The organism is Sphingomonas sp. Ell38C01, from assembly GCF_055231975.1.
In genome coordinates this window covers 3,591,022-3,612,721 of record NZ_JBUYVA010000001.1, presented here as the reverse complement: position 1 = coordinate 3,612,721, position 21,700 = coordinate 3,591,022, and the positions used below count along the sequence as shown (strand labels likewise).

Here is a 21,700-nt window from a genome sequence, read left to right as displayed (position 1 = left end):
AGGCACTTTAATCGCCGTCGCGCCATCAATATTGTCATCGTGAATAAGATTTTGTCTTATGAGCCTCATTAACAAGATTTATTTCTCATCCAGCGCGCCAGATTGGTAGATTGTCATCGTTGCAGGGCCAAGCCGGCCGGCACTTAACCGTGTGTCGATCGTGCGGACTACGCTGAATTTTAACCTCTCAGGCAGTACGGGGTGGGCGGATACTGCTATCATCCTGAATCTGGGGCCGCCCGTGACCGTTCAAGACTATCGCTTTCCCTCCGCCGACGAAGCCAGCCGGACGATGGTGGCGCCGATCGCGATCGTGGGCCTGTCTGGCCGCTATCCCAAGGCGCCCGACCTCGACACGCTGTGGCGCAACTTGGTCAATCGGCTCGACGCGGTCGGCGAAGTCGACGGCGTGCGTTGGGACATCGGCCATCATGTCGCCGGCACCTCCAACGGGACGCGCATCTATACCAAAGCGGGCGGTTTCCTCGATCGGATCGACATGTTCGATGCGGACTTCTTCGGCATCACCCCGCGCGAGGCCAAGCAGATCGATCCGCAACATCGCCTGCTGCTGGAACTGGCATGGGAGGCGTTCGAGAGCGCGGGCATCGTCCCTGCCGCACTGGCGGGCAGCGCGACGGGCGTCTTCGTCGGCATCTCCGGCAACGATTACGCCAACCTGGCGCAAGACGAGGTGCCCGATGCGTACACCAACATCGGCAGCGCGCTGTCGATCGCGGCCAACCGCATCTCCTATGTCTTCGATTTCCACGGACCGAGCATGGCGATCGACACCGCATGTTCGTCGTCGATGGTCGCGATTCACCAGGCCTGCCGCGCGTTGGCATCCGGCGAGGCGGAGGCGGCACTGGCGGGCGGGATCAACATCCTCGCCAGCCACCGCCCCTTCATCGGTTTTGCACGCGCGTCGATGCTGTCGCCCGATGGCCGCTGCAAGAGCTTCGATGCCGACGGCAAGGGCTATGTCCGCGCCGAGGGCGGGGGGCTGATCCTGCTCAAGCGGCTGGCGGATGCCGAGCGTGACGGCGATCCGATCCTGGCGGTGATCCGCGCGACCGGGGTCAATTCGGACGGGCGGACGATGGGCATGGCGCTGCCCAACGGCGCGGCGCAGGAGGCATTGCTGCGGCAGGTCTATGGCGAGAGCGGCGTCGCGGCGGACGACGTCTTCTATGTCGAGGCGCACGGCACTGGCACCGCGGCGGGTGACCCGATCGAATGTGGCGCGATCGGTCGGGTGCTGGGCGCGCCGCGCACCGGCGACGGCGACGTTTGCCGAATCGGGTCGATCAAGTCGAACATCGGCCATCTGGAATCGGGCGCGGGGATCGCGGGCCTCACCAAGGTGCTGCTGTCGATCAAGCATCGCGCACTGCCCGGGAACCTGCATTTCCACACCCCCAATCCCAAGATCGCGTTCGACGACTGGAAGCTGCAGGTCGTCGATACCGTCACGCCGCTGCCCGACAGCGCGACGCCGTTGTGCTTCGGGATCAATTCGTTCGGGTTCGGCGGCACCAATGCGCATCTGATCCTCGAGGAATATCACGCGACGGCCCCGCTTCTCGCCGCCGCCGGTGACATCGCGCCCGACGAAGCGTGGAATCCGCTGTTCATCCTGTCGGGGCAGTCGGCTGCCGCGCTCGACGCGCAGGCCGCGGCGTGGATCGACCGTCTCGACGGCCTCGACGCCGCCGGTTGGAACCAGGCGAAGGTCGGCGTGGCGCGGATGCGCGCGCTGCACGCGCACCGGCTCGTCCTGTGGGCGGACGATGCGGCGGATGCGCGCGCGCAGCTGATCGCGTTCCGCGCGGGTGAGACGCCCGATCTGTCGAGCGCCGCGCGCGGTCGCGGGCTCGCCGCGGCGGGGGGCGCGCCGATCGCGTTCGTGTTTTCGGGCAATGGCCCGCAATGGTGGGGCATGGGGCGCGAATTGCTGGCCGAATGTCCGCCGTTCCGCGCCGCGATCGAGGAGGTCGATGCGGTGTTCGCGCCGCTCGCCGGATGGTCGCTGATCGAGCGGATGGCGCGCGACGAAGCCGCGACCGACATCGCGCTGACCGAGATCGCGCAGCCGATGCTGTTCGCGCAGCAGGTGGCGCTGTGCCGCGTGCTCGCGCTGGTGGGCATCGCGCCCGCCGCGGTGTTCGGCCACAGCGTGGGCGAGGCGGCGGCGGCCTGGGCGTCAGGGGCGCTGACGCTCGAACAGGCGACGACCGTGATCTATCACCGCAGCCAGCAGCAGGCGACGACGCGCGGTGCGGGCAAGATGGCCGCGATCGGCCTGTCCCCCGCCGAGGCGGAGCGCGAGATCGCCGATATCGACGGCTGGATCGAGATCGCCGCGGTCAATTCGCCGCGTGCGGTGACGGTCGCGGGTGACGAGGCGGCGCTGAAGATTTTGGAGGAACGCCTGACCGCGAAGGACCGGTTCGTCCGCATCCTCGCGCTCGACTATGCCTTCCACACCCGCGCGATGGATCCGATCGAAGCGCCTCTGCGCACGGCGCTGCACGGTCTGGCCCCCGGTGCCACGACGGTGCCGATGGTATCGACCGTGACCGGCGCGGTGATCGAAGGCGCCGCGCTGGATGCCGATTACTGGTGGCGCAACATCCGCTGCCCGGTCGCGTTCGATGCCGCCGCACGTGCGGTGATCGAGGATCTGGGGATCACGACGCTGATCGAGGTCGGCCCGCATCCGGTGCTCAAGGACTATATCCTTCAGGTCGCCAAGGCCGCGGGGATCGCAGGCGTCGACGCGCGCACGACGCTGCGCCGCCCGTCGGAGCGCAAGCCCGCGCCCGAGATGCCGACGCTGAAGACCGCGATCACCGGTGTGTACGCGGCAGGCGCGGGCAATGTCGAAACGCTGTTTCCCGTGGTCGACCGGACGCTGTCGCTGCCGACCGTGTCGTGGCAGCGCCAGCGCCACTGGCGCGGCGGCGCGGAACTGCCCGATGCCGTGCCGGTCAGCGTGCGCGATCATGTCCTGCTCGGCGCGCGGTCGCGCACCGCCGAGGGGCTGTGGACCAACGCGATCCAGCCGACGCTGCAACCGCATCTGCGCGACCATGTGATCCAGGATGCCGCGGTGTTCCCCGCGGCGGGCTATATCGAGGTCAGCCTGGCCGCGGGCCGGCTGACGATGGGCAGCGACCGGATCGATATCGAGACGTTCGAGATCCTGCGCCCGCTGGTCCTGCCGACCGACAGCGAACCGGTGCTGGAAACGACGCTGGACGCCGCCGACGGATCGATCGTGATCCGCTCGCGCAGCGACATCTTCGCGACCGACTATACCGTCCATTGCAAGGGCCGCCTGTCGAAGGTCGACGGCGCGCAAGCGGGGACGATCGATCTGGATGCGCTGCGTATCGCGCTGCCGGTCGCGGTCGACGCCGCGGATCACTATGCCGGCTGCGACCGCCGCGGGCTGCGCTATGGCTCGACCTTCCAGGGCGTTCGTTCGATCGCGCTGACCGCGCCCGACGCGCGCACGCGGATGGCGCTGGGCGAGATCGCGCTCGACTGGCTGGGCGAGGCCGACCTGGCCGACAATCACTCGCATCCGTCGATCGTCGATGGCTGTCTTCAGGTGCTTATCACGCTGATCGGGCAGAACGACGCGCGGGCCTGCGCGACGATTCCGGTGCAGGTGGACCGCATCCGATCGTTCGCGCCGATCCCCGCGCGCGTGTTCTGCCGCGTCACGCTGCGCCGCGAGAGCGAGCGATCCGGGGTGGCCGACATCGACGTGACCGATGCCGAGGGCACGGTGCTGATGCAGATGTTCGGCGCGCGGTTCCAGAAGGTGGAATTCGGCGCGGTCGCGCTGACCCGCACCGCCGAGGACTGGCGCCCGGACCTGACCTGGCTGCCGCGCCTGTCGCAGGCGCTCGCGCTGCCCGACCTCGACACGCTGGTCGGCGCGATCGGAACCGATGCGACCGATCCTGCGCTGGTGGCGGGGATCGACCGGCTGATCGGCGCGCATGCGGCCCTGGCGCTGCGCGCGCTCGACGATACAGGCACTGGGGCGGACGACGGCTTCACCATCGCGGGCCTTGCGCTGGCCGGGGATGTGGAGGAGGACCGCAAGCCGCTGCTGCGCGCGCTGGTCGCGATGGCGCAGGCCGATGGCGCGCTGGTGCGCGACGAGGCGAGCGGGCGGTTCCACTGGGCTGCCGACAATGACGAAACCGATGCCGGCGCGACGCTGCGATCGCTGATGCTCGACCACCCGTCATGGGTCGCCGAGCTGGTGGCGATCAGTCGCGCCGGTGCCGCGCTGGTTGCGACGCTGCGAGGCGAAGGCGACGGAAGCGTCGCGATGGTCGAGGCGCTGGAGGATGGTGCGCCGAGTCGCGCCGCCGCCAACCGCGCCGCCGCCGACGTCCTCGCGCGCGTCGTCGCGTCGTGGCCCGAAGGGCGCGGCATCCGCGTGCTGGAGATCGGCGGCGGGACCGGTGGACTCGCAGCGGCGCTGCTGCCCGTATTGCCTCCGGTGCGCGGCGATTATCTGTTCACCGATCCGTCCGAGGCGCTGGTCGCGCGCGCGCAGTACCGGTTCGGCGGCGAGATGCATTTCCGTGCGGCCGTGTATGACGAGGCGCTGGTGGCGGATCGCGGGTTCGACGTGGTCGTCGCCGGATCGGCCGAGGATCCCGCCGACCTGGCGCGGCATCTGGCGCCGGGCGGCGTGCTGATCGCACTGCACCCGCGCGCCAATCGCCTGACGACGCTGCTCCACGGTCCCGTGGAGGCGGCCCCCGCCGCCGATGCCGCCCACCTGCCGTTCGGCGGGCAGCAGGTGGTGGCCGAGGTGTCGCCGTTCGGTCCCGATCTGGTCGTCGCGCGGCGCGACGCGGCGGCCGACGTCGTCCTGCCCGACATGCCGACCGACACGCTGCGCCGCACGCTGATCGTATCCGCGGCGGAAATCGGTACGCCGTTTCTCGACGCGCTGGTTTCGGCACTGGGCGCGGGCGGCGTCGCGCCGTCGGTGCGGGTGATCGACCCGTGCGCGCTGGACGAGGCGACGATGGCCGCGCTGGTCGCCGAAGAACGCCCCGACGCCTTCGTCCACCTCGCCGGCTGGGCGCACCGTAGCGATGCCGCCGATCTGGACGCGATGCTCCGCTATCAGGACACGCGCGCGTTCAGCCTGATCGCGCTGACCAAAGCCGTCGAGACGCATATCGCCGACCATCCCGACGACGTCGATTTCCAGCCGCAGATGCGCATCGTGACGCGCGGTGCGCTGGCGGGCGTGACGGACGGGCCGATCGATCCGTTCCAGGCGACCGCCGCGGGCATCGGGCGGGTGATGGCGAACGAGGTCGGCAGCCTGCACTGCCGCCTGATCGACGTGCATGCCGAACCCGACGACGTGGCCGCCGCGCAGGATGTCGCCCGCGCGCTGCTGACCACCGGCGACGAACCCGAGGTGCAGCTGGTATCGGGCATGCGCTATGTCGCGCGCGTCCGCGAGACGGGGCATGCCGAACAGGCGCGGATCGCACCGTCGCCGACGCCGGTCGCGGCATACCGTCTCGACACGCTGGCGCAGGGCGGGCTCGATTCGCTCCACCTGCGCGAGATCGCACGTCGTGCGCCGGACGCGGGCGAGGTGGAAATCCGCATTGCCGCCGCCGGCCTCAACTTCCGCGACGTGTTGTGGGCGATGGGGATGCTGCCCGAGGAGGCGGTCGAGCACGGCTTTTCCGGCGCCACGATCGGCATGGAATGTTCCGGCATCGTCGAGCGCGTCGGCTCGGGCGTGACCCATATCGCCGCGGGCGACCGCGTCGTCGCCTTCGCGTCCTCCACCTTCGCCACGCATGTGACGACCGCGGCGCTGGGCGTCGCGAAACTGGCCGACGGCATCGCGCTGGCGGCGGGCGCGACGATCCCGACGACGTTCGTCACCGCCTGGTACGCGCTCGACCATCTCGCGCGGCTGGAGCCTGGCGAATCGATCCTGATCCACGGTGCCGCCGGCGGCGTCGGGCTGGCCGCGATCCAGATCGCCAAGATGAAGGGCGCGACGGTCTTCGCGACCGCCGGTGCCGACGACAAGCAGCGGCTGGTGCGCGACATGGGGGCGGACCACGTCCTGCATTCGCGCTCGCTCGCCTTCGCGGACGAGGTGATGCGGCTGACCGGCGGCAAGGGCGTCGACGTCGTGCTCAATTCGCTGGCGGGCGAGGCGATCACCAAGGGGTTGCAGTTGCTGAAGCCCTTCGGTCGCTTCCTCGAGATCGGCAAGCGCGACCTGTACGCCAACAGCCGCATCGGGCTTCGTCCGTTCCGTCAGAATCTCAGCTATTTCGGGATCGACGCCGACACGCTGCTGGTCGAGCGCCCCGATCTGGGCGCGCGCGTCTTTGCCGAGGTATCGACGCATCTGGCGAGCGGCGCGCTGCGCCCGCTGCCCTATCTCGCTACCCCGATCGCGCGGGCGCACGAGGCGTTCCGCGCGATGCAGCAGTCGCGCCACGTCGGCAAGCTGGTGGTCACGATCGACCATGATGCGACCCCGGCGGTGGTGCCGATCGACGGCGTGCGGCTGCGCGACGATGCGACCTATGTCGTGTCGGGCGGCCTCGGCGGTTTCGGCCTCGCCACCGCGATCTGGCTGGCGGAACGGGGCGCCAAGCACCTCGCGCTGTTCAGCCGGCGCGGCGATGCGACCGACGAGGCGCGGGACGGCATCGCGACGCTGGCCGCGATGGGCGTGACGGTGAAACCGATCGCGCTCGACGTGACCGATGGCGCCGCGGTGACGGCGGCCTTTGCGGACATCCGCGCGGCGATGCCGGCGATCCGCGGCATCGTCCATGCGGCGGCGGTGATCGAGGACGCGCCGATCATCATGATCGACCGCGACCTGATGCACCGCGTGATGGCCGCCAAGATGCAGGGCGCATGGAACCTGCACGTCGCGTCGCTGGCGGATCCGATCGAGCAGTTCGTGCTGTATTCGTCGTCCAGCGCGGTCGTCGGCAATCCGGGGCAGGCCGCCTATGTCGGCGCCAACCTGTTCCTCGACGCGCTGGCGCAGTTGCGGCGGGCGGCGGGGCTGCCCGCGCTGTCGATCGGCTGGGGCGCGATCAAGGGCGCGGGCTTCCTGACCCGCAATGCGCAGGTCGAGGAGATGTTGTCGAGCCGTGCGGGCATGGGCGCGACGCCGTTCGCGGTGGCACTGGAGGATCTGGGCCGGATGCTCGCGGTGGATGCGACGCGGGTCGCGGTGGCGCAGTTCAACCTGCTGCGGCTCGGCCAGTCGCTGGCGCTGGCGCGCACGCCGCGGTTCGAACGGCTGGTGCCGCAGGGGATCAACGTCGGCATGGTCGGCGGCGGATCGATGGCGGGCGTGCTGGAGGCGGCGGACGAGGACGAGCGGTTCGACCTGCTGATGACGGTGGTGCGCGAACAGGTCGCGCGCGTCGTCGGCTCGACCGCGGCGCAGATCGAGGCGGATCGCGCGCTGGCCGAACTGGGGCTCGATTCGCTGATGGCGGTCGAACTGGCGGAATCGCTGGAGCAGGAGATCGGCCGCCCGGTGTCGGTGATGCAGATGATCCAGGCGGGCACCGTGCTGGGCGTCGTCAACGTCGCGATGCGCAGCTTCCGTGTCAGGGGCCCGGCGGCGGAGGCCCCTGCGGCGCTCGCCGATGCCGCCTGAACCGGGCGTCGGCGGGCGCCCGCGCGGGATCGTCGCGCGGCTGACCTTCCTGTCGGAAACCGCCCCGCTCATCATCTCGCGCGCGGGGCTCGCGACGATGGGGATCGTCGACATGGTCATGCTCGCGCGGCACGGCTCGGCGGACCTGTCGGCGGCGGCGCTGGCGGAGGGGAGCTTCGGGCGCGTCCTGGACATTTGCGTCGCGTTCCTCGTCGGCGCGCTGCCGTTGCTGGGGTTCGTGCAGATGATGGGCAACCGCGCCGCCGCGCTGGCGATCTGGCGGCGCGCCTGCGTCGCGGCGCTGGTGCTGGGCGCGCTGTGTCTGCTGCTTGCGGTGGCGTCGGGAGCGCTGTTCGCGCTGGCCGGACAGCCCCCTGTGCTGGCGGCGGCGGCGGGCCGGGTGGTGGCGATTCACGGCGCGGGTGCGCCGTTCGCGCTGATCGCGGTGGCGAGCGCGGTGCTGCTGGAGGGGATGAAGCGCGCGCCGGTCGTGGCGGCGGCGGTGGTTGTCGCCAACCTCGTCAACCTGGCGTTCAACCCGCTGTTCATCGCCGGCGGGTGGGGGGTGCCCGCGATGGGGGCGGTCGGCTCCGCGCTGGTGACGCTGGGCGTGCGCGTCCTGTTGTGTGCGATGCTGGTGGCGCTGGTGATGCGCGAGGCGCGGGCGTGGGGCGAACCGGTCGCGCGGCGTCCGGCGCTGATCGAACGGGGCGGACGCGAACAATGGCGGATCGGCGGCACGATCGCGGGCACCGCGGCGTCGATGCACGTCTTCGGCATCGTGCTGACGATCATGGCGGGGTGGCACGGTGCGCTGGCGTTGGCCGCCTATTGCTCGTGCTGGATATTGAACCTGCCGTTCATGCTGGTGGCGGGCGGTTATGGCGATGCCGCGACGCTGCGCGTGGCGCGTGGCGAGCAGCGGCGCGTGCGTCGCGACGCCGCGTTGCTGGCGCTGTGGCTGGCGCTGCCCGCGCTGGCGCTGATCGGCGGCGCCAGCGCGGTCGCATCGCTTTATTCGGGCGACCCCGCGATGCGCGCGATGCTGGCGGCGTTGCTGCCGATGAGCGGCGCGGTGCTGTGGCTGGACGGCATGGGGCTGTTCCTGCTCGCGGCGCAGCGCGGCGCGCGCGACGTGACGATCCCCGCCGCGATCCAGATCGCGACGATGGCGCTGACCCCGCCGCTCGCCGCGCTGGCGGCCTTCGCGCTCGACCGCGGGATCGCGGGGATGGTGATCGCGATCCTGACGACCAGCGTGCTGCGCCTTGCGCTGCTGGCGCTGCGTGCGGCGCCGCTGTTCCGGTCGACGCCATCGACCGGCCTGCCCCTTGCCGATACGAGGCCGATTTGACCCCTGTCCGTACCGATCACGACTGGTATCCGCTGGGCCTCGCGCAGCACGGCGTGTGGCTCGATGCCGCGCTGCTGGACGATCCGAGCGTCTATCAGGTGGGCTGCGTGCTGCGTGTGCGCGCGCCGCTCGATCCGGCGACGATGCGCGCGGCGACCGTCGCGCTGATCGAGGATCATGACGCATTGCGGCTGCGGATCGATGCGGATGCGCCGCGCCAGCGGATCGCGCCCGCCGCCGCCGCCGCGTTCGTGCTGACCGAACTGGACGATCCCGCCGCGCTCGACGCGCATCTGGTGGCGGGGATGCGACGCGGCTTCGCGCTGGGCGACGTGCCGCTGTTCCGGGTGGAGGCGATCCGGCTGGCGGCGGACGACTGGTGCGTCGTCCTCGCGGCGCATCACCTGGTGTGCGACGGGGTGTCCGTGGCGATGCTGGAAGGGGCGTGGACCGCGCGTTACGATCGGATCGCGGGGCGCACGACCTCGCGCGCGCCGCTCGCGCCGTCGAGCATGTTGGCCGGGCTGGCCGACGACCAGAGCTATGCGGTTTCGCCGGCGATGACCGCCGACCTCCAATACTGGCGCGCACGGATGGCGCCGCTGCCGCAACTGGCGTTCGACGATCGCGCCGCGCCGGCCACCAGCGGCGAGGGGCCGTCGCCGCTCGTCATCGCCGCGGATCGTTATGCCGCGATCGCGGCCGCGGCGCGGGGCGTGGGGACGACCCCGCATCGCGCGCTGGTCGCGCTGGCTGGGATCGCGGTGGCGCGCCGCAGCGGTCGCGACGATCTGGCGATCGGGATGGCGCTGCACGGGCGCGAGCCGGCGATGCTGAACAGCGTCGGCATGTTCGCGCGGGTGATCCCGGTGCGTTGTCCCGCCCCCTCCGCCGCGACTCTGGGCGAGACGGTGAAGACCATCGCCGCCGGGATCGACGCCGACCTGCGCCACGCGCGCCTGCCGATCGATGCAATCGGTCGCGAACTGGGGCTTGCGGCACAGGAGCGTGCCCACCTGTTCGATGTCGCGGTGACGATCATGCCGTGGCTGGGCGACGGCATCGAGCCGTCGCTGGCGGGGGTGCCGATCACGCGAAAGCCGCTCGACAAGCGCGAGACGACGCCGCTGTCCTTCTACATGCGCGAAACCGGCGATGGCGGTGTCACGGTGGCGTTCGGCTTCGATCCCGCCGCGCTCGACGGGGCGGAGGTCACGCGGATCGCCGAGCGTTTCGATGCGATCGTGCGGCGGTTTTGCGAACGCCCGGCCACGAAACTGTCGGCGATATCCCCGCTGGCCACCGGCGAGGCGCAACGGATCGCCGCGTTCGGCCATGGCCCGCGCGTGGCCGTGCCCGCCGGCACCGCGTTCGACGCCTTCGCCGCGCGCGTCGCCGAATCGCGGGATGCCATCGCCGTGATCGATGGCGACGACGCAATCGACTATGCCACGTTGGATACGCGGGCCACGCGCCTTGCGATGCGGCTGGTCGCGGCGGGCGTCGCCCCTGGCCAGGTCGTGGCTGTCGCGATCGATCGCTCGGCGGGCAGCGTCGTCGCGATCCTCGGCATCGTCCGCGCGGGCGGAGTCTATCTGCCGATCGATACAGGCCACCCACCCGCCCGCATCGCCGCCACGCTGGCCGCCGCCGACGCGCGGATCACGATTACTCGCCCAGGGCCGGACATTTGCCTGCCCGCCGACACGGTCCGTCTCCACATCGACGATGACGATGGCGCGGTCGCCGAACTGCCGTCGCCGCGCACGGCGGCCGACCCCGCCTATGTCATCTTCACCTCGGGATCGACGGGGGTGCCCAAGGGCGTGGTGGTGCCGCACCGCGCGCTGGTCAATCTCGACGTCGCGCGGCAGGATCACGATCCTCTCGGCCCCGGCGACCGCGTGCTCGCGGCGATCTCGGTCGGCTTCGACGTATCGATCGGTCAGCTGCTGCTGCCGCTGCTGCGCGGTGCCGCGATCGTCGTCGCGCCCGATCTGCGCGGGATGGCGGCGGCGGGGTTCTGGGCGTTCCTGAGCGACAACCGTGTCACCCACGTCAACAGCGTGCCGTCCTTCCTCGAGGCGATGTTGGCCGAAGCGCCCGCCGATGCGCGGCTGACCCGGCTGATGCTGGGCGGCGAGCCGCTGTCGCCGGCACTCGCCCGCCGGTTGCGTGCGCGGCTGAACGATACGCCGGTCGTCAACATGTACGGACCGACCGAGGCCTGTATCGACGCCAGCGCCTTTCCTGTTCCCGCGGATCTGGACCCGGCGTGCGCGGTGCTGCCGATCGGGCGGCCGCTGCCCAACTACGTCTTTCATATCCTCGACGATCGTGGCGGGACCGTCGGCATCGGCCGCAGCGGCGAACTGCATATCGGAGGCCCCGGCCTTGCGACCGGCTATCTCAACGATCCGTCGCTGACCGCGGCGCGGTTCGTCGAGACCGACCATGGCCGCCTCTATCGCACCGGCGATCTCGCCGCATGGCAGGAGGACGGCACGGTCGCGTTCCTCGGCCGCGTCGACGGGCAGGTGAAGATCCGCGGTCACCGCGTCGAAACCGGCGAGATCGCGGCGGCCCTGCTCGCGCACCCGGCGGTGCGGCAGGCGGCGGTGATCGCGCGGCCCGATGCGCGCGGGCTGCTGCGCCTGATCGGCTATGTGGTGACGGACGTGGCGGTCGATCCGGCGACGCTTGCGCGGCACCTGTCGGCCACCCTGCCCGGTTACATGGTGCCCGCCGCGATCGTCGCGCTGCCCGCGTTGCCGCTGACCGCGAACGGCAAGCTCGATGCGGGCGCGCTGCCCGATCCGGCGCGAGAAGCGATCGCGGGCAGTCCGCCCGAAACGCCGACCGAGATCGTCGTCGCCGGGCTGTTCGCCGAGCTTCTCGGCGTCGATGCGGTCGGGCGCGAGGACGACTTCTTCCGGCTGGGCGGCGATTCGCTGCTCGCGACCCAGATGGCGGCGCGATTGCGTGAGCGCCACGCGATGACGGTGCCGATCCGCGCGCTGTTCGAGGCGCCGGGCGTCGCCGCCTTTGCCGCGCGGCTCGATGCGGCGGGTGCCGCGGATGCCGGGCGTCCGCCGCTGGTCCATGTCGCGGCACGCCCCGCCGCGCTGCCATTGTCCTTCGCGCAGGAGCGGCTGTGGTTCACCGACCGGATGATGCCGGGTTCGCCGCTGTACAACATCCCGATGCTGTTCCGCATCGACGGCGCGATCGACCCCGCGCGGCTCGGCCGGGCGCTGGATGCCGTGATCGCGCGGCACCCCTCGCTGCGCACCCGGTTCGCCGACGATGGCGGCGTTCCCGTCCAATCCATCGATCCCCCCGCCGCGATGCCGTTCGACGTCGAGGACATGACCGGCGCGTCGCCGCACGACGTGCAGGCGCGTGCGTTCGCGGCGGCGATGCGGCCGTTCGATCTCGGCACCGCGCCGCTGTGCCGCTTCACGCTGCTGCGGCTGGGCGACGACCGGTATCTGGCGGTGCTTACGATCCACCACATCGTCGCCGATGGCTGGTCGATGGGCGTGCTGCTCGGCGAACTGGGTGCATTCCATGCCGGGCAGGGCGATGCGCTGCCGCCGCTGGACGTCGACTATGCCGATTACGCGCTGTGGCAGCGCGTGCTGCTGGACGGCGCCGAGATGGAGCGGCAGCTGGCGTTCTGGAAGCGCGCGCTGGCGGAGGCGCCGACGCTGCTCGCGCTGCCCACCGATCGTCCGCGCCCGGCGGTGGAGACGCACCGCGGCGGGCTCCACCCGGTTGCGTTGCCGCCGGCGCTGGCCGGGCGGATCGCGGCATTCGCGCGCGATCGGCGCGCGAGCCTGTTCACAGTGCTGCTGGCGGGCTGGAGCGCGACGCTGGCGCGGTGGAGCGGGCAGCACGACGTGGTCATCGGCACTGCGATGGCGGGGCGCACCGATGCGCGGCTGGAGCCGCTGGTCGGGTTCTTCGTCAACATGCTGCCGGTGCGGGCGACGATCGACATGGGCGACGGGTTCGCCGTGCTGGTCGACGCGCTGCGCGACCGGATGCTCGACATCCACGCGCATCAGGACGTGCCGTTCGAAAAGCTGGTCGAGGCGCTGCGCCCGCCGCGCGACCCGGCGCATCACCCGCTGTTCCAGGTGATGTTCGTTCTGCAGAACACGCCCGCCGGCGCGCTCGCGCTGGGCGATGCGCGGCTGGAGCCGGTGGCCCTGCCCAGCGCACCCGCGCGGTTCGACCTGACGCTGTCGCTGAACGAGGGCGCGGACGGGATCGCGGGCGAGATCAGCTATGCCGCCGACCTGTTCGATGCGACCACGATCGCGCGGCTGGCGGACCGGCTGGTCGCGCTGCTCGACGCCGCGCTGGCCGATCCGGCGCAGCCGCTGGGCGCGGTGGCGGCGATCGGGGACGACGAACGCGCGACGATCGCGCGCTGGAGCGAGGATGCGACGGCCCCGATCCCGGCCGCGACGATCCCCGCGCTGTTCGCGGCGCAATGCGCAGCGACGCCCGATGCGGTTGCGGTGATGCACCGCGGCACCGCGCTGACCTATGCCGAACTGGATGCACGATCGGATGCGCTCGCCACCGCGCTGGCCGCGCAGGGCGTCGGGCCGGGCGTCGCGGTGGCGACGATGCTGCCGCGATCGGTGGACCTGTCGGTCGCGGCGCTGGGGGTGATGAAGGCGGGCGGGATCTATCTGCCGCTGATGCCCGATCATCCGCCCGCCCGGCTGGCGGCGGCGGTCGCGGCGGCGGAGGTGCGCGTCGCGGTCGTCGCGCGCGACACCGCGGCGCGGTTGCCCCCGGTCGCCACGTCGATCGCGATCGAGGATCTGGTCGATGGTCCGCGTTTCGTCGCCCCATGTTTCGTCGCGGAGACGCCGCCGGAACCGGCGACGATCGCCTATGGCATCTTTACATCGGGATCGACCGGCGCGCCCAAATGCGTCGCCATGTCGCACGGCGGGCTGGCGCATCTGGCGCGCGCGCGGCTGGCGCATGACCCGATCGTGTCGGGCGACCGCGTGCTGGCGACGTTCAGCGTCAGCTCCGACGTCAGCGTCGGCCAGCTCGTCACCCCGTTGCTGAGTGGAGCCACCATCGTGATCGCCGACGAGCTGGCGACGATGGCCCCGGCGGCATTCTGGCGACTGGTCGCCGACGCGCGGATCACGCATATCAACAGCGGCCCCGCCTATATGGCGGCGGTGATCGACGCCGCGCCGCCGGGGCTGGCGCTCAAGCGCGTGATGCTGGGGGGCGAGCCGTTCCCGGTCGCGCTGGCCGCCCGGTTGCAGACGCGGCTGCCCGGCGTCGAGCTGTTCAACATGTACGGCCCGACCGAGACGTGCATCGACGCGGTCTGCCACCGCGCGACGGGCGCGGAAACCGGCGCGGGCCTGCCGATGGGGCGGCCGCTGCCGGGCTATGCGGTGTCGGTGTTGACGCCGCTGGGCGACGTCGCCGGGATCGGCGTGACGGGCGAGATCCATATCGGCGGGCCGGCGCTGGCGGCCGGGTATCTGGGGCGCGCCGATCTGACCGCGGAACGATTCGTCGAGCGCGACGGACGGCGACTCTACCGCACCGGCGACCTCGGCCGCTGGACGGCGGAGGGCGTCCTGGAATTCGGCGGGCGGATCGACCAGCAGATCAAGCTGCGCGGATTCCGTATCGAGCCCGGCGAGATCGAGGCGGCGCTGTGCGCGCATCCCGCGATCGCCGCCGCCGCGGTCGTCATCAGCCGCGACGACGGCCCACAGCGGTTGCTCGCCTATCTGGTCGGCGAACCGGGCGCGGAGGATCTGCCTGCGCCGGCGGGTTTGATCGCGTATCTGAAGGCGCGGTTGCCGGAGGCGATGGTGCCGCGCGGCTATCGCTTCCTGGATGCGATCCCATTCACCGCGCACGCCAAGCTCGACGTGGCGCGGCTTCCCGCGATCCCCGTGGAGGCGGATGCGGGGACGTTCGTCGCGCCCCGCAATGACGCTGAGGCGACGATGGCGGCGCGCTGGGTCGAAACGCTGGGGGTGGAACGCGTCGGCGTCCACGACAATTTCTTCGCGCTCGGTGGCCATTCGCTGGCGGCGCTGCGGCTGATCGCGGCGATCGGTGCGGACAGCGGCCGGGACGTGGCCGTCAGCCTGATCTTCCGCCACCAGACCGTCGCGACCCTTTGCGCCGCACTGGCGGACGGGATCGTGGACAGCACCGGCCCGCTGGTGCCGATCCAGCCCGGCGAAGGCCCGCCGCTGTTCTGCGTCCACCCGATCGGCGGCGGCGTGTTCGGCTATGCCGCGCTCGCCCGCGCACTGATGCCGGGACGCGTCGTGTACGGTCTTCAGGCCGCCGGGTTCGACGGCCCCGCCGACCTGCCCGACAGCGTCGAGGCGATGGCGGCGGACTATGTCGCGGCGATCCGCGCGGTCCAGCCGACCGGTCCCTATCACCTGCTCGGCCATTCGTTCGGCGGCCTCGTCGCGCATGCGATGGCGGTCGCGCTGATCGCGGCTGGGGAGGCGATCGGGACGCTCGCGATGCTCGACACCGACCGGTGCGGGGAGGGCGGGGCGATCGTCGCGCCCGCCGACATTCCCGACGGCCATCTGGCCCGCCTGGTCGCCAACGGCATCGCGCTCGCCGGGCGCTACCGCCCCGCCGGGCGCGTGCGGTCGCTGGTGTATCTGCGCGCCGATGGCGACGGTCGCGACATCGCGCGCGAGGCCTTCTGGCATGCGCTGGCCGATCATGCGCCCGCGGTCGCGCCGGTATCGTGCGGGCATTACGCGATGCTCGACACCGACAAGGCGGACCTGATCGCGTACCATCTTCGTGAGGGCGGCATTAACCGGGATTACACGCTGCCGCAGGTAGAGGCGGCGTGATGCGGACAGGAACGATCAGCGCGGGCATGGCCGCGGCCATGGCGGCCCTGCTGGCAGGATGCGTCCGCGTCGCGCCGCCGCCGCCGCTGGCGACGAAGGTGCCCGCGGCGTTCACCGCGGATGCGGGCGACGACGGCGCGGATAGCGCGATGCTGACCGAGTGGTGGCGCGCGTTCCGCGATTCACAGCTCGATACGCTGATCGCGGGCGCGCTGCACGATTCGCCCGATCTGAAGACGGTGCAGGCGCGCGTCGCGGAGGCGGACGCGACGATGTCGCGTGCGCTGCGCCGGTTCGATCCGCAGGGCGGGCTGGCCGCCAATGCCGGCGCCCGCAACGTCCGCCAGTTGAGCGGCGACATCAACCTGCCCAACCTGCCGGTCGACGTTCCGCTGGTGCAGACGGGCACGACCGGGACCCTCAATTCCAGCTTCGACGTCAGCTGGGAAGTGGACGTGTTCGGTCGACGCGGCGCGACAGCCGTCGTCGCGCGATCGCGGCTCTATTCCGCGCAGTTGCAGGCCGCGGCCTCGCGCGCCAGCCTTGCCGCCGCGGTCGCCGACGCGCTGTTCGCGGCCCGCGGCGTCGCGGTCGAACTCGCCCGCGCGCGCACGGCGCTCGACACCGAGCGTAGCGTTGCGAACCTGCTGGAACGGCGGATCGTGCGCGGCCTTGCCCCCACTGGCGAGCGGCTGCCCGCGCGCGCGCGGCTGCGCGCGGCATCGTTGCAGGCCGATGCGCTCTCGACCGAACTCGACGTCGCGCGTCGCCAGTTGCTGGTGCTGGTGGGCCGCGGCACCGCGCCTCTGGCCGATCTCGTGATCGAACCCGCGCTGCCCGATGCGCCGCCGGTGCCGCGCACGGCCCCGGGCGACCTGTTGAAGCGCCGGCCCGACGTGATGGCGGCGCGCAGCGCGGTGACCGCCGCGCTCGGCAACCGCGCGCTGGCCAAGCTCGATCTGTTCCCTACCTTCTCGCTGTCGCCCGGGGTCGGGATCGAACAGCGTGTGAGGACGAACAACAGCTTCGCCACCAGCTTCTGGTCGCTGGGGATCGGGATGCTGATGCCGATCCTCGACCGTGGACGCCTGATGGCCGAGCTGCGCGCCAGCGACGCGCGCGTGGCGCAGTCGATCGGCGACTATGAGAAATCGGTCCAGACCGCCTATGGCGAGGCCGATGTCGTGCTGGCGCGGCTGGTGTCGGATCATCGCCAGCTCGACGGCGTCGCGGACAACGAGCGTGACGCGCAGGCCTATTACCGGACGATGCGGACCGGCGAGGCGGCGGGCGTGCTCGATCCCGACGTGGCGTTCGCCGCGCGACGACAATGGCAGTCCGCCGAGATCGATCTGGTCCGGTCGCGCGTGCTGGTGCTGCGCCGTTCGGTCCAGGCGTTCAAGGCGCTGGGCGGGGGCTGGGACGACGGCATGGTCTGTGCACAGGGGCGGGGCTGCGGATCATGACCTCGATCGTCATCTATCGCTACAAGCGCAAACCGCCGCCGTCGAGATGGTGGCTGCCCGCGATCCTGCTGGGCGTATCGACGTGCAGCGTGCCCGCCGCGACACCTGAAAAGCCGGCCGAGGCCGACGCGGCGGTGCCGCGCAGCGTCCGCGTGACGCGCGTCGAGACGCGGACCGGCGATATCGGGCTGAGCGCGCCCGGAATCCTCGTGCCCCGCCAGATCTTCGCGGCGACCAGCGACGTGCCCGGCATCGTGGTGAAGCGCGTGCTGGCCGACGAGGGCGCGTTCGTCGCGGCCGGGCAGGTGTTGGTGGTGCTGGACGATACGCTGATCCGATCGCAGATCGCGCAGCAGTCCGCGGTGATCGCGCAGCAGCGCATCGCGGTGCGGCAGGCGGAGGCGGAAGCCGCGCGCGCGAAGCCGATGGCGGGCGCGGGGGTGCTGTCCGCGGAGACGGTGCAGGCGCGGCGGTTCAAGGCCGATGGCGCGACCGGGGCGCTGCGCGTGCAGGAAGCGCAGATGCGCGATCTCCAGGCGCGCGCGGCGCGGCTGCTGGTGCGCGCGCCGGTCGGCGGGCGCGTGATCGAGCGCAACGTGCGGGTGGGCGACATCACCGGAGCGCCGCAGCCGATGTTTACGATCGTGCCCGGCGGCACGATCGAATTGCAGGTGCAGGTGCCCGAAAACCGGCTGGCGCAACTGCGCGTCGGCATGCCCGCGGCGGTGACGCTGGCGGACGGCGCCGCGCTCGACGGGCGCGTGGCCTCGCTCGGCACCCGGATCGACCGGCAGTCCGCGCAGGGCAATGTTCGCCTGCGGCTGACCCCGCCGGCCGGTGCGCCCTGGCCCGAACTGCGCCCCGGCGCGAGCGGGTCCGCGCGGTTCGAGGGGGCCGGCCGCGCCGCCAGCGCCGTGCCCGAGGCCGCGGTCCAGTATGACACCGGCGGCGCGAGCGTGATGGTGCTGGGGGCGGGCGACCGCGTCCGCCGGGTTGCGGTCCGCACCGGATCGCGCGGCGGGGGGTATGTCACGCTGGTCGACGGGCCACCGCCGGGCACCCCGATCCTCGCCGCCTCTGCCGCGTTCGTCGCGGACGGCGACACGGTGACCCCGGTGTTCGCGGGCCGGTGATGCCGCGCGCGGCCAGCCGATCGTTCCGCCTGTCGACCTGGGCGGTGGCGAACCCGTTGCCCGTCGTGCTGCTGTTCGTGGTCCTGGCGATCGCGGGCGCGATCGCGTTCGCGACGCTGCCGGTGAAGCGCTATCCCGACATCAACTTCCCCGCCGTATCGGTGACGGTCGTCCAGCCGGGCACCGCGGCAGGAGAGATGGAAACCACCGTAACCCGCCCGATCGAACAGGCGGTGGCGGGGCTGCCGCGTGTCGAGATCGTGGTCTCCACGGTTGCACAGGGCGTGTCGACCACGGTCGTCCAGTTCGACCTGGGGCAGGACCTGCGCGAGGCGACCGACCGGATCAGGACCCAGATCGAGCAGGTCCGCACCCGCCTGCCCGCGGGCACCGATCCGCCGATCGTCCGGCAGGTGGAGATCGAGGACATCCCGATCCTGAGCTATGCCGTCACCTCGTCACGACGTTCGATCGGGGCGCTGTCGACGCTGATCGACGACGATGTGGTCGCCGCGATCCAGCGCGTGCCCGGTGTGTCGAAGGTGACGCGCGTCGGCGGCGTCGCGCGCGAGATCAACGTGATCGCGGATCCGGCGCGGATGACCGCGCTGGGGCTGACGGTGCCGCAGCTGAACGAGGCATTGCGCCGGTTCAGCCGCGACGATCCCGCCGGGCTGGCGCAGGTCGGCGGGCGCGAACAGGCGATGCGGCTGGCCAATGCCGCGATCGGCGTCGACGACCTGCGCGCGATGACGATCCCCACCGGCGACGGCCGCGTCGTGCGGCTGGGCGACGTCGCGGAAATCGGCGACGGTGCGGCCGAGACGCGCAGCTTCGCGCGGCTGAACGGCGCGCCCGCGATCGGCTTCCAGATCGCGCGCACCCGCGAGGCGAGCGAACTCGCGGTCGAGGACGGCGTGACCAAGGCCGTGGCCGCGCTGGGCGCCACGCACCGCGACCTGCAATTCCAGCGCATCTTCTCGACCGTCGACGAGACGCGCGCGAGCTATGACGCGACGCTGAAGGCGCTGCTGGAGGGGCTGGTCCTGACCAGCCTTGCGGTGTGGCTGTTCCTGCGCGACTGGCGCGCCACCGCGATCGCGGCGATCGCCATGCCCGCCTCGCTGGTCCCCACCTTCGCGGCGATGGCGCTGCTGGGGTTCAGTCTCAACATCGTCACGCTGCTCGCGCTGACGCTGGTGATCGGCATTCTCGTCGACGATGCGATCGTCGAGATCGAGAATATCGAGAAGCGCCTGCAGGCGGGGATGCCGCCGCGCGAGGCCGCGATCGATGGCGCGAACGCGATCGGGCTGGCGGTGGTGGCGACGACGCTGGCGATCGTCGTGGTCTTCCTGCCGGTGTCGTTCATGGCCGGGGTGCCGGGGCGGTTCTTCCACGAATTCGGGATCGCGGTGTCGATCGCGGTGCTGTTCTCGCTGGCGGTCGCGCGGCTGCTGACCCCGCTGATGGCGGCACGGTTCCTGCGCGCGGGCCGTGTCCATGCCGCGCCGCCGCGCTCGCGCGCCTATGCCCGCATCCTCGATCGCGCGCTGCGCGCGCCGTGGTGGACGGTCGCGGCGTGCGTCGCGATGCTGGCGGGCACGGCGGCGATCGTGCCGCTGTTGTCGACCGGGTTCCAGCCGGCGGGCAACCCCGACCATATCTATGTCAAGGTGCAGGGCGCGCCGGGCGCCTCCGCGGTCGAGATGGACCGCGCGGTCGGCACGGCGACCGCGCTGTTCCGCGCCGAACCCGAGGTGGCGAGCGTGTTCGCGCAGGTCGGTTCCAAGATCGGCGGCGGCGCGGGCGGCGATCGCGGCCTGCCCGACCTGCGCGACGCGACGCTGACCGTGGTGTTCCGCGCCGACCGCACGACCAGCGCCACCGCGTTCCGCGACCGGTTGCGCGCGCGGCTGCGTACGCTGCCCGACGCGCGGGTCAACTTCCTGGGCGATACCGCCGGACCCGATCTGGTGACCGTGCTGACCGGCGACGATCCTGCGGTGCTGGAGGCGGCCGCCGCGCGCGTGCTGAGCGAGATGAAGCGCCTGCCCGGCGTCGAGGATCCGCGCCTGTCGTCCCCGCCCGGCGCGCCCGAGATCGTGATTCGGCCGGATCGCGACACGATGGCGCGGCTGGGCATCAGCGCGGACACGCTGGCGGCGATCGCGCGCGTCGCGACGATGGGCGACATCGACCGCAATCTGGCCAAGCTGGCCGATGGCGCAGATCAGGTGAACATCCGCCTCCGCTTCCCCGATGCCGACCGGCAGGACCTGGACCAGCTGCGCAACCTGCGCATCCCGACGGGCACCGGCGGCACGACGACGCTGGGTGCGGTCGCGACGCTCGACTTCGCCGCCGCGCCGCCCAAGATCACGCGCATGGACCAGCGCCGCCAGATCGCGATCGAGGCGGATCTGGGGCCGGGCACGGAGTTCGGCGACGCCACCGCGGCGATCCGCGGCTTGCCGGCGATGCGCGCGCTGCCCGCCGGGGTGGAAACCGCGGCGCTGGGCAACCAGCGCGCGATGGAACAGCTGTTCACCTCGCTCGCGCTCGTCTTCTTGACCGCGATCGGGCTGCTGTACATCCTGCTGGTGCTGCTGTTCGGCAACCTGTCGCGGCCGGTGGTGATCCTGTGCGCGCTGCCGCCCGCGCTGACGGGCGCGTTCCTGGCGCTGCTGGCGGGGGGCTTCGCGCTCAACCTGCCGTCGCTGATCGGGATCCTGATGCTGATCGGGCTGGCCGCGAAAAACTCGATCCTGATCGTCGATCACGCCATGCAGCGCGAACGCGACGGCGACACCGCACGGAACGCGATCGTCACCGCATGCCACGAGCGCGCACGCCCGATCGTGATGACCACCGTGGCGATGGCGGCGGGCATGGTTCCCGCCGCGCTGGCGCTGGGGCAGGGTGCCGAGTTCCGCCAGCCGATGGCGATCTGCGTCATCGGGGGGCTGGCGACCTCGACGCTGGTGTCGCTGGTGATCGTGCCGGTCGTCTATCTGCTGCTGGCCGGGGGGCGTGCGCGCCGTCTGGCATTGTCAGACCGAATGCATCGCTCGTCGGGGGAGGGCGGGTAGGGGGCGGGGATGCCCCGCCCGCGCAAGCCTGCCAGTCCCATCGGCTACTTC

6 protein-coding genes are annotated in these 21,700 nt (G+C 71.6%); all 6 read left to right on the top strand.

Features of this window, described 5'->3' with window-relative positions; all coding sequences use genetic code 11:
* Positions 1-241: 241 nt before the first annotated feature.
* The 6 genes from ACV7NO_RS17055 to ACV7NO_RS17030 are packed head-to-tail and all read left to right on the top strand — an operon-like array spanning position 242 to position 21,649.
* Positions 242-7,711, top strand: a complete 7,470-nt coding sequence (locus tag ACV7NO_RS17055; RefSeq protein WP_463407143.1) for an SDR family NAD(P)-dependent oxidoreductase — start codon at positions 242-244, stop codon at positions 7,709-7,711.
* The gene (locus ACV7NO_RS17050; protein ID WP_463407142.1) at positions 7,701-9,065 is read left to right on the top strand and encodes an MATE family efflux transporter; all 1,365 of its coding nucleotides are present in this window, start codon (positions 7,701-7,703) and stop codon (positions 9,063-9,065) included. The genes ACV7NO_RS17055 and ACV7NO_RS17050 overlap by 11 nt, the downstream gene beginning before the upstream one ends.
* A complete protein-coding gene (locus tag ACV7NO_RS17045) occupies positions 9,062-15,958 on the top strand; it encodes an amino acid adenylation domain-containing protein (RefSeq protein WP_463407141.1) in 6,897 nt (2,298 codons plus the stop codon). The genes ACV7NO_RS17050 and ACV7NO_RS17045 overlap by 4 nt, the downstream gene beginning before the upstream one ends.
* Positions 15,958-17,424 carry a TolC family protein gene (locus tag ACV7NO_RS17040; protein WP_463407140.1) on the top strand — a complete coding sequence of 489 codons (1,467 nt, stop codon included), beginning with the start codon at positions 15,958-15,960 and terminating at the stop codon, positions 17,422-17,424. The genes ACV7NO_RS17045 and ACV7NO_RS17040 overlap by 1 nt, the downstream gene beginning before the upstream one ends.
* Complete coding sequence (locus ACV7NO_RS17035; protein WP_463407139.1) at positions 17,421-18,557, top strand: efflux RND transporter periplasmic adaptor subunit; 1,137 nt, start codon at positions 17,421-17,423, stop codon at positions 18,555-18,557. Before ACV7NO_RS17040 ends, ACV7NO_RS17035 begins: the two co-directional genes overlap by 4 nt.
* Positions 18,557-21,649: an efflux RND transporter permease subunit gene (locus ACV7NO_RS17030; protein ID WP_463407138.1), complete on the top strand. Its 3,093-nt coding sequence runs from the start codon at positions 18,557-18,559 to the stop codon at positions 21,647-21,649. Before ACV7NO_RS17035 ends, ACV7NO_RS17030 begins: the two co-directional genes overlap by 1 nt.
* The last annotated feature ends 51 nt before the right edge of the window (positions 21,650-21,700 follow it).

Coding starts and splice junctions, on each gene's coding strand:
- ACV7NO_RS17050 (WP_463407142.1), top strand. CDS start 7,701: ATGCCGCCTGAACCGGGCGTCGGCGGGCGCCCGCGCGGGATCGTCGCG.
- ACV7NO_RS17030 (WP_463407138.1), top strand. CDS start 18,557: ATGCCGCGCGCGGCCAGCCGATCGTTCCGCCTGTCGACCTGGGCGGTG.
- ACV7NO_RS17040 (WP_463407140.1), top strand. CDS start 15,958: ATGCGGACAGGAACGATCAGCGCGGGCATGGCCGCGGCCATGGCGGCC.
- ACV7NO_RS17035 (WP_463407139.1), top strand. CDS start 17,421: ATGACCTCGATCGTCATCTATCGCTACAAGCGCAAACCGCCGCCGTCG.